The organism is Fibrobacter sp. UWB3 (assembly GCF_002210405.1).
In the GTDB taxonomy this organism is placed as follows: Bacteria; Fibrobacterota; Fibrobacteria; order Fibrobacterales; family Fibrobacteraceae; genus Fibrobacter.
Genome location: NZ_MWQJ01000001.1, coordinates 422,480 through 439,385 on the forward strand (window position 1 = coordinate 422,480; position 16,906 = coordinate 439,385).

Annotated in this window: 13 protein-coding genes; 3 read left to right on the forward strand and 10 right to left on the reverse strand. The window is 48.5% G+C overall.

The annotated features are described in order from the left end of the window. Positions 1 to 23: 23 nt before the first annotated feature. The gene (locus tag B7991_RS01770; protein WP_088629314.1) at positions 24 to 437 is read right to left on the reverse strand and encodes an ATP-binding protein; all 414 of its coding nucleotides are present in this window, start codon (positions 435 to 437) and stop codon (positions 24 to 26) included. A gap of 124 nt (positions 438 to 561) precedes the next feature. Here B7991_RS01770 and B7991_RS01775 point away from each other — a divergent pair, with 124 nt between their 5' ends. Next, on the forward strand, positions 562 to 1,047 hold the full coding sequence (locus tag B7991_RS01775) for an 8-oxo-dGTP diphosphatase (RefSeq protein WP_085492312.1): 486 nt from the start codon (positions 562 to 564) through the stop codon (positions 1,045 to 1,047). Positions 1,048 to 1,197: 150 nt separating this feature from the next. Here the strand turns inward: B7991_RS01775 and B7991_RS01780 are convergent, their stop codons facing one another. Both B7991_RS01780 and B7991_RS01785 read right to left on the reverse strand, forming a co-directional pair. Then, positions 1,198 to 1,713, reverse strand: coding sequence for an LptE family protein (locus tag B7991_RS01780; RefSeq protein ID WP_088629456.1), 516 nt, complete (start codon positions 1,711 to 1,713; stop codon positions 1,198 to 1,200). Positions 1,714 to 1,800: 87 nt separating this feature from the next. Further along, the gene (locus tag B7991_RS01785) at positions 1,801 to 3,267 is read right to left on the reverse strand and encodes a carbohydrate binding domain-containing protein (RefSeq protein ID WP_088629315.1); all 1,467 of its coding nucleotides are present in this window, start codon (positions 3,265 to 3,267) and stop codon (positions 1,801 to 1,803) included. Between the two features lie 449 nt (positions 3,268 to 3,716). Between B7991_RS01785 and serS the strand changes: the two genes are divergently transcribed. Further along, entirely contained in the window at positions 3,717 to 5,003 is a 1,287-nt protein-coding gene (serS, locus tag B7991_RS01790) for a serine--tRNA ligase (protein WP_072827301.1), read from the forward strand. 276 nt (positions 5,004 to 5,279) lie between these two features. On the opposite strand, the gene B7991_RS01795 is transcribed toward serS, so the two are convergent. Beyond that, positions 5,280 to 5,612, reverse strand: a complete 333-nt coding sequence (locus tag B7991_RS01795) for a hypothetical protein (RefSeq protein WP_088629316.1) — start codon at positions 5,610 to 5,612, stop codon at positions 5,280 to 5,282. A gap of 61 nt (positions 5,613 to 5,673) precedes the next feature. Here B7991_RS01795 and B7991_RS01800 point away from each other — a divergent pair, with 61 nt between their 5' ends. After that, entirely contained in the window at positions 5,674 to 7,443 is a 1,770-nt protein-coding gene (locus B7991_RS01800) for a long-chain fatty acid--CoA ligase (RefSeq protein ID WP_235002927.1), read from the forward strand. A 5-nt stretch (positions 7,444 to 7,448) separates the two neighbouring features. On the opposite strand, the gene B7991_RS01805 is transcribed toward B7991_RS01800, so the two are convergent. The 6 genes from B7991_RS01805 to rpsO form a co-directional block, all read right to left on the reverse strand. After that, positions 7,449 to 8,615 (reverse strand): phosphoglycerate dehydrogenase, encoded by a 1,167-nt coding sequence (locus tag B7991_RS01805; protein WP_088629318.1) that lies wholly within the window; start codon positions 8,613 to 8,615, stop codon positions 7,449 to 7,451. Between the two features lie 30 nt (positions 8,616 to 8,645). Continuing rightward, the gene (ispG, locus tag B7991_RS01810; protein WP_088629319.1) at positions 8,646 to 10,394 is read right to left on the reverse strand and encodes a (E)-4-hydroxy-3-methylbut-2-enyl-diphosphate synthase; all 1,749 of its coding nucleotides are present in this window, start codon (positions 10,392 to 10,394) and stop codon (positions 8,646 to 8,648) included. Positions 10,395 to 10,483: 89 nt separating this feature from the next. Then, positions 10,484 to 12,250, reverse strand: a complete 1,767-nt coding sequence (locus tag B7991_RS01815; RefSeq protein ID WP_088629320.1) for an HD domain-containing phosphohydrolase — start codon at positions 12,248 to 12,250, stop codon at positions 10,484 to 10,486. A gap of 23 nt (positions 12,251 to 12,273) precedes the next feature. Continuing rightward, on the reverse strand, positions 12,274 to 13,983 hold the full coding sequence (locus B7991_RS01820; protein WP_088629321.1) for an HD domain-containing phosphohydrolase: 1,710 nt from the start codon (positions 13,981 to 13,983) through the stop codon (positions 12,274 to 12,276). A 171-nt stretch (positions 13,984 to 14,154) separates the two neighbouring features. Beyond that, positions 14,155 to 16,395 carry a polyribonucleotide nucleotidyltransferase gene (gene pnp / locus B7991_RS01825; protein ID WP_088629322.1) on the reverse strand — a complete coding sequence of 747 codons (2,241 nt, stop codon included), beginning with the start codon at positions 16,393 to 16,395 and terminating at the stop codon, positions 14,155 to 14,157. A 20-nt stretch (positions 16,396 to 16,415) separates the two neighbouring features. Then, positions 16,416 to 16,688, reverse strand: coding sequence for a 30S ribosomal protein S15 (rpsO, locus tag B7991_RS01830; RefSeq protein WP_014547011.1), 273 nt, complete (start codon positions 16,686 to 16,688; stop codon positions 16,416 to 16,418). Positions 16,689 to 16,906 lie beyond the last annotated feature (218 nt).

Consider the following 16,906-nt stretch of genomic DNA (forward strand, 5'->3'; position numbering starts at 1 on the left):
GTATTTATAAAATCTGTAATAAATTAACCCAGTTTTTTAACAACAGTTAAAACATTCTTCTCACCATCACGTTTGTACTCAACGCCATCCATGATTTTCTTCACGAGGAATATTCCGAGCCCGCCAATTTCACGGTCTTCCGCCGAGAGCGAAACGTCCGGATCCGTTTTCTTCAGCGGATCGTATTCCACCCCCTCATCAATAAAGGTCAGCTTTGCAGTCAGCACATCTTCATTGACATTCAGGATAAGTTTCATATTCGACGAACCAGAATAGCGAACAACGTTACTGAACAGTTCATCAATGGCTACGCCAATCTGCATGATAGCCTTAGGCGACGGATTCAGCGGCTCCAAGGAGCTTTCAACAAAATCAGTCAAAGTCCTAACATTTTCAAATTTTGAATCTACGACGATTTCTTTAACCCAATTCTGCATAGTACCAGCCAAAAGTTTCGTAAATCATACGATAATTATACATTTATATTGCGGAATTTGCCAACATTTCTGCAAAAAGCCTCAAAAAATGTGCTTAAATGCAAACAATTCTATATTTCTGTACATGATCAATACAACCCTATGCTATATCGAACAAGACGGCAAGTATCTGCTGCTCCACCGCATCAAAAAGAAAAACGACATCAACAAGGACAAGTGGATCGGCATTGGCGGAAAGTTCGAAGAATGGGAATCGCCCGAAGATTGCATCCACCGCGAAGCACTCGAAGAAACAGGGCTCACACTCATCCGCCCCAAGTACCGCGGCATCGTCACGTTCATCAGCGACGGCATGGACCAGACCGAATTCATGCACCTCTTTACCGCAACCGAATTTACAGGCTCCATCAAGGAGTGCGACGAAGGCGTACTGGAATGGGTGGACAAGCAAAAAGTGAAGGAACTCCCCCATTGGGACGGCGACCTGATATTCCTAGCCCTCCTGGAACGCGGCGAACCGTTCTTTTCGCTAAAGCTCACCTACAAGGGCAGCACACTCACCGAAGCTCTGCTCAACGAAAAGCCCGTTACGCTACAAGATTTTCTATAGCAAATGTGATTATTCGCAACTTTTTGGGGGTATTATTCAAAGCAGGGCTTAACAAAAGCGACAAAATTAAGCATATTTGTAATACTCCAAACCAACCCCAGACTCGGCAAGATGCGTATTCCTACGATATTGCCGAGTCGCTTTTTTTTATTACCACTTGGCAAGGGCGTTCGAGACAATCAAGTCCTGGAGTTTTTCAACGGCACGCGTCTGACCATGGCGGTCTTCGGTCTCGTTCGCTTGGACGTCATAAACACCATCTGCCGAAAGGGACTTGCTCTCGTAGATGATTCTTTCTTTTACGTTATCGTAAAACTTAACTTCAACACGAATCGTGACGCGGTACGTTTCGACATCACTATTGCTGTTGTAGTTTTCGGGCTTGTTCGAATAGCTTAACAGAGTTATTTCAAAATCGGCATTGGCATTATCATTGACGAGGCGCACACCGCCAGCATTACGCTTGAACATATCAACAACTGCGGTATGAATGTTATTGGCAAGCACCGGATCTAGAGTTTTATCATCAACCTCATGGATGTTAACCGTCTTGATATGGCTCGGGAGCGTACTCGCGGTAAAGCTATAGCAACCAGAAAGCATGCACGCAGCCATCGCCACGATCAAAGCACAAAACAGGCGAGAAATATTCTTGCAAAAAATCATGTTACAAAATGTAATAAATGGGACAAAAAAAATCCATGACAACAAAATTGCCATGGACTTCACATAATACGTTTTAACCGGTTTCTGCTATTTCACAGAGAAAATCTTGTTGAAAGAGCCTTTCTTTACAACATACAAGCCCTTTTCAAGCTTCATCGAATTCAATTTCGACTGGACATCGCCCAAACAGGTTCCCTTCAGCCGACATACTAAGCCACCCTTCATATTGTAGACATCAAGCGTTCTTTCGCCAGAGAGCACGCGGACATCGTTTGCAATACCAATCGTGCCATCAACTTTGCTAAGCACAACGTTGTCAATGAATACACTACCCGTGGCAAGGCCGGCATTAAAGGAAACACGACCATTTTCGTCCGTAGCCTCATTCATCGTGAACACAATTTCAAAATTCTTTTTCTCAGTGCCGAGATCAAAAGTTTTTGCCTCGCCCAAGTAACTCGTCCATGGATCCGTATCCTTTTCGATATTCACTTCGAGCATTCTTGCCACAGAAGCATAGGCATCAAAAGTTACCTTGTAGCTTTGACCTTTTTCGTAATGAACTCCGTTCTGGATCATCTGAATGTCATATGCATTCGTACCCGTCTTGGTCACGTTGATTTCGGCCTTGCCTTCAGTCAACTTCAAGGATCCTTCGCCGCTATGTTGCTGCAAAGTCCAGCCAGCAAGCTTAAGCGAATCCGAGAAAGAGCCGTTAAACACGGAATCCCTGTTTGTAGGAACTTCAATCGACGGCGTAATCGAGGCACCATCCAGAGAATACTGTTTCACGAAATTCCAGATGTCAGAAACATCGGCCTTGGAAGGGCTATGGCCACGGCCTTCAAGCTTAAGGTGTTTAATATAAACACCTTCATCGCAAGGGCCCCAAGTATACATCGTCGCCCTGTTTTCACTATTGGGATAATTATTTTGAACTTCGGCCTGAGACGGGCAATGGAACTGATCACGGTAATTCTTGATAAAGCCTTCAACCTGGCTGTAATTCAAGACATCGTCACTTGTTCCATGCGGGTGAATGATAGGCACAGGACGCATCGCCTTTGACGCACCCATCACATTTGTACCAGATGTTGGCGCAAACGCCGCTATTTTATCTGCAATCTTGCTCATAGCATGGTAAGTGAACATGCCCCCCATTGAGAATCCCGAAAGGTAAACACGCTTTTGGTCAATGTCATATTCCTTGACCATCTGTTCGATAATTTGCACCACCCATTTTGTATCCTTGTCACCGCTAATATCCCAGGTACTCATCCCTGTCCCACCTCTAGGATACACGACGACAAATCCCGCCGTATCGGCAACCGCTTCCCAATGCGTATTGGACTGCTGGTAATTGGGGTCTTGGTCCATGCCATGGCACGAAATGAGCAACGGGCTCTTTGGCGCAAGGTTGCTCGGCGCATACACGTGGATATCTCTCCCCGACACCGATTCTTTTTTATAGTCGTTTAGCGATTTTCCGCCACCACCGCCCCATTGGGCAAAAGAGAACGACGCGGCCACTAAAAGCAGTAAAGGAAATTTCATGTTTGTACTCCTCTAGATTCCTTCCTTGTTTACCCATTGTTCTCTTCCTTTCCCAAGTTATAATGTATATTCAAAAAATTTCGGGACAACACGTCCCGCTCAATTACCGGTGTAAACGCAAACAACAGATGAACTAAATAAAGAGTCATTGGTCATTAGTCTATAGTCGTTAGTTATTGAAAATGCAAAAACAAGTTTTTTACGCTTTCTCGCCTTGCACACTTTTGCCGCGGCACTCGCCTTTGACACTCTTCGAGTGTCTTTTGCTAGGCTCAAAAGTGGGACTGTAAACAGTCCCGTTTCACTCGCCTTACGCAAAAGTTTCTAAATTGGCGCTCATTCTGAGCGCGTTTAGCTCGGCTCAGCCATGTCAAAACAAAAAATTGTTTTGCCGCGGCACTCGCCTTTTGCTAAATTTCCCCTCGTAAAATTTTCAACAGAGGCATAAAATGCTTGATATTAAAAAGATCCGCGAAAATCCGGAATATTATATTGCTGAAACAGAAAAGAAATATACAACCGTAAGCCTTCGTGACGTGCTCGCCGTTGATAACGAACGTCGCCCGCTGCTCACCGAAGTCGAACGCCTCAAGAGCGAACGCAACGCCCAGTCCAAGCGCATTGGCGAACTCAAGAAGAAGGGCGAAAACGCAGACGAAGCCCAGGCCGCAACACGCGAACTCGGCAACAAGATTGATGAACTCGACAAGAAGCTCAAGGAACTTGACTACAAGCAGACCGAAATGCTCATGCACGTTCCGAACATCGCTCCGCGTTCTCCGGAAGGCAAGGACTCCAGCGATAACGTTGTCGAAAAAGACGGCCCGATCCCGTTTGACTACTACACCAAGAACGATGACTTCGCCCGCGTTGACCACAAGACTCTCGGCGAACGCCTTGGCATTTTTGACTTTGAACGTGGCGCCAAGATTTCTGGATCCGGCTTCCCGGTTTACCGCGGTCTCGGCTCTCGCCTCGAACGCGCCCTCATCCAGTTCTTCCTCGACGAACACCAGAAGGCCGGTTTCGAAGAATTCACTCCGCCGTACCTCGTTACCCGCAACACCATGCGTGGCACGGGTCAGCTCCCGAAGTTCGAAGAAGACATGTACCGTTGCGACAAGGATGACGACCTGTTCCTCATTCCGACTGCAGAAGTTCCGCTCACCAACCTCTACTCTGGCGAAGTGATTCCGGAATCTGAACTCCCGAAGCGCATCTGCGCCTACTCCGCTTGCTTCCGCCGCGAAGCTGGCAGCTACGGCAAGGACACCCGAGGTCTTCTCCGCTTGCACCAGTTCAACAAGGTTGAAATGGTCTACTTCGCTCATCCGGAACACAGCTATGAAGACCACGAAGAACTCACCCGCTTCGGCGAAAAGCTCCTCGAAAAGCTCGGCCTCCCGTACCACCGCCTTGCACTCTGCAAGGGCGACCTCGGTTTCGGTGCAGCCAAGTGCTATGACCTCGAAGTTTACGCTCCGGTCGAAAAGAAGTGGCTCGAAGTCAGCTCCTGCTCGAACTTCGAAGACTACCAGGCACGCCGCGCCAACATCAAGACGAAGGTCAACGGCAAGAACGTCTACCTCCACACGCTTAACGGTTCTGGCCTCGCCACTCCGCGCGTGATGGTCGGCATCTGCGACAACTACCAGCAGAAAGACGGCTCGCTCAAGATTCCTGAAGTACTGCGTCCGTACATGGGTGGGCTTGAGTTTATCAAACCGAAAGCCTAACCATGTAGTGAGGATTTTTCGCAAGAAAAATCCGAGTGCGAGGTTTCGCAAGAAACCTTGCCCGCTCATCGGGGTGGTTTGGAATTCATCACCCCGAAGAAGTAATGAATTGTCATGCCCGGCTTGACCGGGCACCTCCCTCTTGTTATGGCAAGACAGGATCCATCGAATTTTAAAAGCAAGTCCCCATGGACTTGCTTTTTTTCATTGCCTCCGAACTGTCACCCCGGCCTGAGCTTGCCCCGGACATGTTCCGGAGTGCCGGGGTCGCCATTCCTACAATTTTTCCAATTTATCGTACACGTCATACAGCCTTTGCACCCCATTCTCAAGCCCGTAGTAATGCTTCACGTACGGCACCAAGAGCGCAAAGAAAAGTACGTCCAACGCAAGCACCGGTATTTCCGGCACAACCACCAAGAAAAGAATCCCGCCAACGGTCAAAAGCGCAAACAAGATCATCACGAGCTCGTGCACCAAACGCTCATGCTGAAAAAAGCCGATGTGCGTCCGCACCGACAAGAGCTGTTCCGCCGTCAAAGGCGCCCCTGCCGCAACCATTTTCAAAAGTTCTTTTTCGTAATCGCTCAACTTTTTCAGCATATCCATAATATACTGAAATTTTTCAAAAAAAATGAGCTATTGCAAAATAGAATGTTATTTTAAAAGTATGGAGTCGTTGGAATTCACATCTCTGCCGTCCATGTTCTTTGCGAACTGCGACAGAGCCGATTTTAAAGGATGGCATCACCGTAAGAACGGCGAGTGGATCCACTATTCCAAAGAAACACTCAAACGCAACACCAAGGCACTTGCACTCGCCTTAAATTCGCTCGGGCTAAAAGAAAAAGAAAGCGTCGGCATTATCGCGCCAAGTTCTCCAAACTGGATTATCGCAGACATCGCCGTTCAACTGAACCACGCACGCGTTGTACCGCTTTTTCCAAACATTTCATCGGAAAACTTTGCGTACCAGAGCATCGATAGCAATATCAAGATACTCATCATCAATTCTTTCGAAGAACTTGATGAACCTCTTTACGATTTAATACCCCTTTTTTCAAAAATCATTTGCATCGACAGTGAATCATTCCTCCCTGACAACGGAATTTACTGGGATGAACTCCTTAGACGAGGGCTTGATGCACTCGCTGATCCATTTCGTGCCAAATGGATAGACAACCAGCTTGCAACCACAAATCCTGATGACATTTTCAGCATCATTTATACAAGCGGTTCTACAGGACGCCCCAAAGGCGTTGAGCTAACGCACCGGAACATGTTGGTACAAATTCAGAACATCAAGCCGATGTTCCGATTCGACATCAAAAAAGACACATGTCTCACAATCCTACCGGTAGCACATGTTCTCGAACGCATGGCGGTCTATTTTTACACACTAAGCGGAGTTGCCATTTACTTTGGTGACAATCCCAAAAATCTTTCGCACATTCTGCGCGAAGTCCGCCCCTCCATCATGATTGTCGTCCCGCGCATTCTCGAGCGTCTTTACGAAAGCATGACGACATCCTCAGACCGCGCCAAAGGCATCAAGCGTTTCCTGATCAAGCAAGCCATTAAAATTGCAAAGATCAAAGACCCAAATAGGCGATTCGAACCACTCCATTGGGTATTCAATCGACTTGTCTACAAAAAAATGAGGAATGCTGTCGGTGGCAATTTCCGAATGATCATCTCGGGCAGCAGCGCCTTGAACAAGTCTATTTTGCGATTCCTTTTGAACATCGGCCTGCCCGTTTTCGAAGGCTACGGCATGACGGAATGTTCCCCCGTTGTTTCTGCAAATTGCAAACAAGCCATAAAGCCAGGATCCATCGGCAAGCCGCTAGCCCATCTCGATGTAAAAATCGGTAATTGCAGCGAAATCCTAGTTCGTGGAGAAAGCGTTTTTAAGGGCTACCACAATCGCCCCGACTTGAATAGCAACATTTTCACGCCCGATGGATTTTACCACACAGGGGATCAAGGCTACTTTGACAAAGATGGATTCCTTTATTTTACTGGACGCATCAAGGAACTGCTAAAAACAAGCACTGGTAAATACGTAAGCCCAAACCCCATCGAGCTTGAAATCACGCGTCATCCGCTCGTAGAACAGGCGCTCGTCATTGCCAATGACCGCAAGTTTGCATCGGCCATAATCTGGCTAAACCCTGTAGGCGCCCGCCGTATGCTCAAACCGCAAAACGAAGATTACGATGTCGAAAACGCGCTAAAGTCACCGCTTATTTTGAATTCCATCAATCGTCATATTGAGCATATCAACAAAAAGCTGAACCATTGGGAACAAATTCGCAAATGGACTCTGGTTGGCGATGAGCTCACAATTGAATCCGGGCTTTTGACGCCCACATTAAAAATTCGGCGCACCGTTGCTGAAAAACGGTACGCCGAACAAATCGAGAAAATGTACGAGTAATCCTATTAGAAGTGGATTACGCGAACCTTGATGACCTTGTCGAGCTTGGAGAGCTTTTCGACGATGGAATCATCGACCTTGCTTTCAACGTCAACGAGGTTGTAACCGATCTTGCCATTGCTCTTGTTGCTGAAAGAAGCAATGTTGATACCTTCAGCACCGAACACCTTCGTGATTTCAGAAATCATGTTCGGAACGTCCTGGTTGATTACGACCACGCGGCTCTTGATGCCAGCATGCGGATGATCGACGAGTGCCGGGAAGTTCACGGAATTGCGGACGCAACCGTATTCGATGTAGTCCTTCAATTCTTCAACAGCCATGACTGCGCAGTTTTCTTCAGCTTCTTCAGTAGAAGCGCCGAGGTGCGGGAAGCAAGTGACCTTGTCGTTCTTGATGAGGTCTGCAGTCGGGAAGTCGCAGAGGTAGCCCTGGAGGGAACCAGAAGCGAGCATTTCGTTCACCGGATCCATTTCAACAATGCCGCCACGAGCAAAGTTCATGATGTAGGAACCCTTGAACTGTGCGAGGTTCTTGCGGTTGAGAAGGTTTTCGGTAACGCCCTTGATGAACGGAACGTGAACCGTGAGGAAGTCAGAGCTTGCAATCACGGTGTCGAGGTCAGCAATTTCGACCTTGTTAGAAAGTTCATGCATGTTATTTGCGTTCGGATACGGTTCGTAAGCGACCACGCGCATGTTCTTCCAACGGGCATAGTTAGCAACGAGCACACCGATCTTGCCGAGGCCAACAACACCGAGAGTCTTGCCGGCAAGTTCCATACCAGCAAACTTCTTCTTGCCGCTTTCAACAGTCTTTGCGAGATCCGGATCGTTCACATCGAGATTCTTGACCCAAGCAGCAGCCTTGTCAGCGTTACGGACAGCCATGCCGAGCACGGTCATCACGAGTTCAGCAACAGCGTTTGCGTTTGCACCCGGAGTGTTGAACACGCAAATGCCCTTTGCAGAAGCTTTGTCAATCGTGATGTTGTTCACGCCAGCACCGGCGCGAGCGACGGCCAAAAGGCCATCGTAATTATCCGTATCGACCTGAGCAGAACGCACCAAGATAGCATCCGGATTTTCGATAGAATCGGAAATCTGGTAGAACGGGCCAAACAAGCCCAAGCCTTTCTTGGAAATGTTGTTCATTGTCTTAATAGTTGCCATTTTTCATTCCTTTGTTTTAAGTTAAAACTTTTACGGTTCCACCCAGCGACCTTTTTCCTTGAGAAGATTCACGAGTTCTTCAATCGCGTTCTCTTCAGGGATGTTCTTTTTCACTGCGGTCTTGCCTTCAAAAAGCGTAATGCGGCCGGGGCCACCTCCGACGTAGCCGAAGTCGGCGTCCGCCATTTCGCCCGGGCCGTTCACAATGCAGCCCATCACGGCGATGGAAATATCCTGCAAGTGACCAAAGCGTTCCTTAATCTTGCCAAGCACCTTGCGAATGTCGTACAGCGTGCGACCGCAGCCCGGGCAACTGATAAAGTTCGTCTTGCTGCGGCGGCACGCGGCCGCCTGCAAAATATCAAATGCGAGTGCAACAGATTCCTTAGCGCTCTTGTAACCGTCAATCACAACGGCATCGCCAAGGCCATCCGTCAAAAGGCTTCCAAAGTCCGCAGAAACGCGGAGCATGTCCTTATCGGAACTGCCAATCTTTGCATAAAGGAGAATCGGGTCCTTGCGGTCAGCAGCAGCCAAAGCAGAGGCCAGCGCACGCACGCCATAGACCATATCGCTACCCGTGTAGCAGAAAATCGAACCTGCCGGAACTGCACTCGGATTTGCAGCAAAGCCAGCCACATCCATAGCGTCCTTGAACGTCACGATGTTTGCACCGGCAGAAGCATCAAAGCCAGCCAAAGCAAATTCAGGACCACGGCGTTCACCCGTGAGGCTTGCAGCATCAGACTTCACGCCCACCTTCACCGGAAGGCTACCGCCAATTTCCACGCCAGCAATCTTCACCACAGAAGATTCGCGACGTTCATAATGATACGGGTCCTTCTTGAACACCGGCACTTCAAACTTCGGAGCATCAGCCTTGAGTTCGCAAGCTTCAATCAAGTCCTGGGCAACAGGAACTTCGGCCACCGGATCTTCGGTAAGCGAAACGCGAATCGTATCGGCAAGGCCGTCGAGCAACAAAGCGCCAATGCCAGCAGCAGACTTCAGACGACCATCTGCACCGGCACCCGCTTCCGTCACGCCCACGTGGAACGGATACGGCTTGAAGTTTTCCTGCTTCAAGCGTGCAGCGAGCAAACGATAAGCGGCAATAGCCACACGCGGATTGCTCGACTTGAGGCTCAAGACCACCTGGTCAAAATGTTCAGCTTCGCAAACTGCCAAATATTCCAAGGCGCTTTCCACCATGCCTTCCACGGTGTCGCCATAGCGGTAAATCATACGTGCCGAAAGCGAGCCGTGATTCACGCCAATGCGAATCGCACGGCCGAGGCGCTTAGCCTCCTGCACAAACGGCGTAAATGCTTCGGCAACCTTTTCCTTGCCTTCGTCAAACAACTTGTCCGTCTGCTGGTCGAGCGTCAAAATACCGGTATCCACAAAGTTACCCGGATTGATGCGGACCTTTTCGACCCACTTGAGCGCTTCAAATGCAGCTTTCGGCTGGAAATGGATGTCTGCAGAAACAGGCACCGTGCAACCAGCTGCGCGCACGCGCTTCATGACTTCTTCAAGCCCTGCAGCATCGGCAAAAGTCGGAGTCGTGATGCGAACCAAGCCACATCCTACCTTAGCAAGAGCAAGCGTCTGGCGGACGGTTTCGTCCACGTCCTTCGGCTTGGTCGTCGTCATGGATTGAACTAAAATGGGGGCGTTGCCCCCTATCAAGGCCTCGCCTACGCGGACCTGAACAGTTTCCCTGCGAACCGCCTTAAAACGGTCATCAACATACGGAAGTGTAGTAAAATCTAGCATGCCGAAAATCTAGAAATTTTACATAACGTGAGCAAAGCGCGAAAAAAATATTTTCGCATTTTCAAGCCTTAGTCACAAGCGCAAAAGCATCAATTTTTCTCAATCTCGGCAGCAGCATTGTCCGGAGCAGTGTTTTTCTCTTCAACCCTTTCTTCTGCACATTCCTTTCGGTAATATTCTTCAAGCTCTTCACGGCTCTGATCAAAATACTTCTTGAGACTCGGATCAAAATGCTTACCCATCGACTGATCGATGATATTATAGGCATCTTCAAAAGAGAACGCTTCCTTGTAGCACCGCTTACTCACGAGAGCATCATACACGTCCGCAACAGCCATCACACGTGCTTCCAGCGGAATATTTTCGCCCTTCAAGCCATCCGGATAACCACTGCCATCCCAACGTTCATGATGATAGCCGGCCATGTTTTTAGCGATATCCACAAACAGCTTGCTCTGGAAATTGTAATTCGAGAGAAGGTTATTAATAATGTTAGCGCCCTGCTGGGCATGCTTCTTCATTTCTTCAAATTCTTCAGGCGTAAATTTGCCCGGCTTGCAAAGCACCTTATCCTTAATGGCAATTTTACCAATATCATGCATCGGAGCCGCGGCAATCATATCATCATAAAATTCTTTCGAGTAACTCAAGTTCGGGTCTTTCTGCATTTTCGAGACAAGGATACGGACGACTTCCTTAGTCCGCTTCAAATGCGCGCCGGTAAAGCCATCCCTGTTATTGACGACTTCGGCCATGCCCACAAGCATCTGATTGTGGAACAAGCGAATCTGATCCTTGTTATTCTTGATAAGGGCAGCAAGCTCCGTATTATTCGCATCCAAACGCTCGATGTAACGTCGGATCGTGGTTTCGTCTTCTATGCGGAACAGCAAAATCTGCAATTTCTTGTTCTGGAGAACATTCCTCATCACCGCCTTATAATAGCTTTCCCTATACATAAAACGGTAAATCTTATCGCCACTTGCGCCTTTCAGCTGCGTCATGCCTTCCTTAAAAATCTTAGCGATCTCAGTATCCGGCGGCAAGCAATGATCCACACGGCATTCCAAAAGTTCCGGGAAATAGCGCGTTGCAATATCGTTACAGCCAAAATAAAGTCCCTTCGGAGAGAATGCCAAGTAAGCCGCCTTATTTTCGGCTTCAAGCGATTCAAGCACGCTATTCATGACATCATGCATCTTTACCAAGGCGCAGACATAGAGCAATACAAACTCATCAATCAAGTAGACAAGCGGCATCAGCAACGTGTCGTTTTCCATGTTGCGAGCAAGGATAAAAGCACCGATCGAAACAAAAGCCAAGGCGGCAATAGCAATCAACGTCTTATAGCTGACATTGCGTTTTTTCTTTGCGGCAATAACAATGACAACGACATTGGCCACCATATAAAAGTACAGCAGGATATTCCACAAGACATGCCCAGGGCCATATGTCGGCATGTAGCTGCCAAAGCCATTCAAGACAACATAGCGTACAGATTCATAGAATACATCGCTAAAGCCTACAGTACAAGACAACGCAAAGACAAGCGCACTGTACAGGAACAAAGCAAGCTTAATCCATCTAGATAAATTGAACGAGCAAAGACGGCAAATCAGCAAGAACAAGAAGAGCGGCAAGAAACATGCGCCCAGATAGCACACTTTGTTCGCGACAATAGCGCCTTCAATCGTTGTCGAGAGAGCCAAGAAGAGGTACCCAAAATCGGCAAGGACAATAGAGAAGAAAAACGCCGTAAAATACGTATTTAACGGCCTGCGATAGAAATACGAAAGCAGGCAGGCGTTTATCCCTGAAAAGACGCACATGGCGATCAAGTAATAGATAACAAACATACCACTCTCTCAAACAAGTTCAATCAATGATCTACGGAACAATAGTAATCCATCAGCTGATCTTGGCATTCCAAGAAACTATCCTTCAGTTGCGGATCAAACTGCTTCCCCATCGACGCGAGAATCACATCGCGAGCTTCCCTAAACGACATTCTTTCCTTATAGCAGCGCTTGCTCACCAAGGCATCGTACACATCTGCCAAAGCCATGATTCTAGCTTCCATCGGGATGCTTTCCCCAGAACGCTGTTCCGGATAACCAGTGCCATCCCAACGTTCATGATGGTATAACGCCATATTCTTGGCGACACGCACAAAATAATTGTCCTTCACATCGGAAAGGAGTTTTTCAATGATGTTAGCCCCCTTCTCCGCATGAGTTTTCATAATCTCATAATCGTCTATATTATAGCGCCCCTCATTACGGAGAACGGCTTCGTCAATCGCCATCTTGCCAAGGTCATACATCGGCGCAGCTGCGATAAGCACATCAAGGAACTTATCGGACAGGTCTTCAAAGCCCTTCTTGCGCATCATCGATACAAGTATCTTTACGACTTCACTTGTACGCTTGATATGGCCAGCCATGTCCTTTTCGGCACGACTTTCGGCCATCTGCACCATACCGACAATCAGCTTTTCCTGTTCCGAGAGTTTTTCATTTTCCGTTTTCACCATGTTCTTCTGCAACATGGAATTGCTACGGCCAAGGGCATCAATGTACTGCTGTTCCTGCGTATCGTCTTCAATTCTGAACAAGAAAACATTGCGGCCATGCACCTGCCTCAAGACCTTGACCTCGCACTTGTAATGGCGGCCCGAATGATTGAATTCAGTCATTTGGCAGTAATCCGTCAGGATCTTGGACTTTCTGTACTTTTCAATCCAGGACATGATGAGTTGCTGCAACTCGGTTTCGCCCTTCAGATGAGCGTCCACTCTCATCTTGGCAAGTTCCGGGAAAAAGTCCATTGCGATACGGTTGGCACCAAGATACGCGCCGTCAATCGAGAAAGACATATACGCACAGGAACTTTCCGTTTCAATGGATTCAATCACACATTCCGTAATATCGTACCACTTGACGTTACTGCAAATGTAGAGCAAAAGAATTTGGTCAAACACATACAGTAGCGGCATAATGAGCATGTCACTCCCCAAATAGCGCGCCAAGAAGAACGAGAGGATGGTTGCAATTTCGCCGACAATCATCGCAATGATATTCTTCAGCGACACCATTTTCTGACTGAGGAGAGCCTTTACAATAATCCAGATGTCCAGGATAACAAATCCAATCAAGAAGGCATTGAACAAGCCATGAGCCCATCCATAAGTCGCCACATAGTTACCGACACCTGCCTGGACCACATATTCCACTGTCTTGTAATACGCCGGGAAATATCCGACCGTCATAGCCAGTGCGCAAATTGTAAAACTCAAGACAATCAAAGACAAGTGCAACCATTTAGGAATACTCATCTTGCAGATCTGCAAAAGCGCAAAGAACATGAACATCGGGAGGAAGGACCCGCCAAGGTAGTTCACCTTGTTAGCGATAATGGCTCCTTCAACAGATTCCGAAAAGCCCAACAGCCAATGGCCAAAATTAGCTACAAGTATTGCGTAGAAGACGTAATAAACGTAATTGTTCCGCTGATTTTGAAAACGGAGGGACAGCACTGCCAAATTGACAGCGGACAAAACAAACATCAATGTTAAATAGATGTAACCCATATCCACATCCGGTATTCTACCGTTTATAAAGCTAATCTATTTTTGCAAAAAATGAACAAGCCACCTCCTAAAATGTTCATTTTGCAAAAGGACAATTTTAAATATAAAAAAGGAAACGCACGGCCAAAACCATGCGCTTCCTTAATAGAGTCTATTTGGACTAATCCAAGACTATGCTTCAGTCGGAGCTTCGGCAGCAGGTGCTTCCGGAGCAGCTTCAGCAGCCGGGGCAGCCTTCGGAGGGAGCAAAGCCTTCATAGAGAGCTTCACCTTGCCCTTCGGGTCAACACCGAGGCAGAGCACTTCGACTTCGTCACCAACGTGAACAACGTCTTCGACCTTTTCGACACGGTGGTCGGCAAGTTCGGAGATGTGAACGAGACCATCGCGACCCGGGAGGATTTCGACGAATGCGCCAAACGGCTGGATCGTCTTGACCTTGCCCTTGTACTTGCGTCCCGGTTCCGGTTCTGCAGTGAGTTCTTCGATCATGCGGCGGCAAACTTCACCAGCCTTACCCGTCGGGGCGGCGATGTCGATATTGCCGTTGTCGTCAATGTTGATGGTGCAGCCCGTCTGAGCCTGCATACCCTTGATGACAGAGCCACCAGAACCGATAACGTCACGAATCTTCGTGGTCGGGATGCGCATCTTGAGCATCGTCGGAGCCTTTTCAGAAACGTGCGGACGCGGTGCCGGAAGGCCAAGTTCAGCCATGCGACCGAGAATGTGGATACGGCCCTGACGAGCCTGTTCCAAAGCTTCACGCATAAGTTCCGGGGTGATACCGCGGATCTTGATGTCCATCTGGAATGCCGTGATACCTTCAGCAGTACCCGTCACCTTGAAGTCCATATCGCCGAGGTGGTCTTCCGTACCAGTAATGTCGGACAAGATCTTGATCTTGCCGCCTTCCTTGACGGAGCCCTTTTCGGAGATGAGGCCCATGGCGATACCTGCAACCGGAGCCTTGATAGGAACACCAGCGTCCATCAAGCTGAGGCAGCCACCGCAAACAGAGGCCATGGAAGAAGAACCGTTGGATTCCATGATTTCAGAAACCACGCGGATCGTGTACGGGAAGTCTTCCGGGAGCGGAAGAACTGCGGCGAGGGAGCGTTCGGCCAAGTGACCGTGACCAATTTCACGGCGAGAGAGACCGAGCTTCTTGCATTCACCGACGGAGAACGGCGGGAAGTTGTAATGGAGCATGTAGCTCTTTGCGCCTTCGCCCTGCAAGCTTTCGAAACGTTGTTCGTCAGCCTTTGTTCCAAGCGTACAAATGACGAGACCCTGAGTTTCGCCACGCTGGAAGATTGCAGAACCGTGAGCACGCGGGAGCACGCCCATTTCGATTTCGATCGGGCGGACTTCGGTCGTGGTACGGCCGTCAAGACGAACGCCTTCGTTCAAAATCATTTCGCGCATAGCCGTGCGTTCGAGGTCACTGAAGATGCCCTTTGCATCTGCAGCGAGCTGAGCATTCTGTGCTTCGCCTTCACCGATGATAGCGAGGATACGCGGATCTTCGAGCATACGAGCGCAGAGGTCTGCCATAGCCGGATAGAAGTCCGTCTTCACCATGTTAGAGTGGACGTCCTTGTTCAGTTCGTCCCAGACAACTTCCTTAACCGTAGCAACGAGCTTGTCGTGTTCTTCACCAACAAACTTCGGCTTGAGTTCCATCTTCGGCTTAGCACAGCGATCCACCAGTTCTTGTTGGGCCTTGCACATCTGCTTGATGACTTCGTGACCAGCGAGGATAGCGCCAATCATCGTGTCTTCGGACACTTCGTAAGCACCACCTTCGACCATGCACACAGAGTCTTCCGTACCGGCGACCACGAGGTCTAGATCGGCCACGGCAACCTGGTCATAAGTCGGCATCACAATGTTCTGGCCATCGACGACAGCCACGCGAACGGCAGCGACCTGCTGTTCGAACGGGAGTTCAGAAAGACCAATAGAGAGAGATGCAGCACTTACACCAAGAACGTCCGGAGCGAACTTCTTGTCGGAAGAAAGAACCTGAACGATGACCTGGACTTCACGAGTGAAGTTTTCCGGGAACATCGGACGAATCGGACGGTCGATGATACGAGCAGAAAGAATTTCTTCATCGCTCGGACGACCCGGTTCGCGCTTGCTATAGCCACCAGGCAGGCGTCCGGCAGCGTAAGACTTTTCGCGGTATTCAACTGTCAGAGGGAAGAAGTCACCATCCTTTTCTTCACCGTAGCAAACGGTAGAAAGGACAAACGCGTCCCCCATCTTGGCGACAGCAGAACCACGTGCCTGCTTTGCGATACGGCCAGTTTCAAACGTAATGACACGGCCATCCGGAAGGTTTACAGACACTTCCTTCGGGTCGAGCATCTTGCCGTATTTAGCTTGATAAGCTTCTGTTGACATAAAAATCTCCAGTCAGAGAATTAGCCGCGGAGACCGAGATCCTTGATCAATGCACGCTGAGCGATAATGTCCTTTTCGCCGTAGTACTTGAGAAGGTTCTTGCGCTTTGCAACCATCATGGACAGACCGCGGAGAGAGTGGAAGTCCTTCTTGTTGGTCTTGATGTGTTCGGTGAGGTTCTTGATCTTTTCCGTGAGGATAGCGATCTGAACGCGGACGTTACCGGTGTCCTTTTCGTTAGCACCAAACTTAGCGGTGAGTTCTGCAGCCTTTTCTTTAGTGATAGTAGCCATTGTAGCCATTCCTTTTTTTTGATTGTTTGTTTCATTACATGTTTTTGTCCGAGTTTACTGCTCTAGCACCAGTGGAATTGGCGAATCTGGTCACAGGACCCAGGCAAAAATGCAATTTGAGCTCATATATAGAAAATTAGTTATTAGTTAATAGTTATTAGTTATTAGAAAATGCAGGAAAAAGGGTCTTTTTAACTGGATTCTTCCCCTTTCAGGGT

Excerpts from the sequence above, each read along its gene's own strand:
- B7991_RS01770 (WP_088629314.1), bottom strand. The coding sequence starts at position 437 with ATGCAGAATTGGGTTAAAGAAATCGTCGTAGATTCAAAATTTGAAAAT.
- B7991_RS01775 (WP_085492312.1), top strand. The coding sequence starts at position 562 with ATGATCAATACAACCCTATGCTATATCGAACAAGACGGCAAGTATCTG.
- B7991_RS01780 (WP_088629456.1), bottom strand. The coding sequence starts at position 1,713 with ATGATTTTTTGCAAGAATATTTCTCGCCTGTTTTGTGCTTTGATCGTG.
- B7991_RS01785 (WP_088629315.1), bottom strand. The coding sequence starts at position 3,267 with ATGAAATTTCCTTTACTGCTTTTAGTGGCCGCGTCGTTCTCTTTTGCC.
- serS (WP_072827301.1), top strand. The coding sequence starts at position 3,717 with ATGCTTGATATTAAAAAGATCCGCGAAAATCCGGAATATTATATTGCT.
- B7991_RS01795 (WP_088629316.1), bottom strand. The coding sequence starts at position 5,612 with ATGGATATGCTGAAAAAGTTGAGCGATTACGAAAAAGAACTTTTGAAA.
- B7991_RS01800 (WP_235002927.1), top strand. The coding sequence starts at position 5,674 with ATGGAGTCGTTGGAATTCACATCTCTGCCGTCCATGTTCTTTGCGAAC.
- B7991_RS01805 (WP_088629318.1), bottom strand. The coding sequence starts at position 8,615 with ATGGCAACTATTAAGACAATGAACAACATTTCCAAGAAAGGCTTGGGC.
- ispG (WP_088629319.1), bottom strand. The coding sequence starts at position 10,394 with ATGCTAGATTTTACTACACTTCCGTATGTTGATGACCGTTTTAAGGCG.
- B7991_RS01815 (WP_088629320.1), bottom strand. The coding sequence starts at position 12,250 with ATGTTTGTTATCTATTACTTGATCGCCATGTGCGTCTTTTCAGGGATA.
- B7991_RS01820 (WP_088629321.1), bottom strand. The coding sequence starts at position 13,983 with ATGGGTTACATCTATTTAACATTGATGTTTGTTTTGTCCGCTGTCAAT.
- pnp (WP_088629322.1), bottom strand. The coding sequence starts at position 16,395 with ATGTCAACAGAAGCTTATCAAGCTAAATACGGCAAGATGCTCGACCCG.
- rpsO (WP_014547011.1), bottom strand. The coding sequence starts at position 16,688 with ATGGCTACTATCACTAAAGAAAAGGCTGCAGAACTCACCGCTAAGTTT.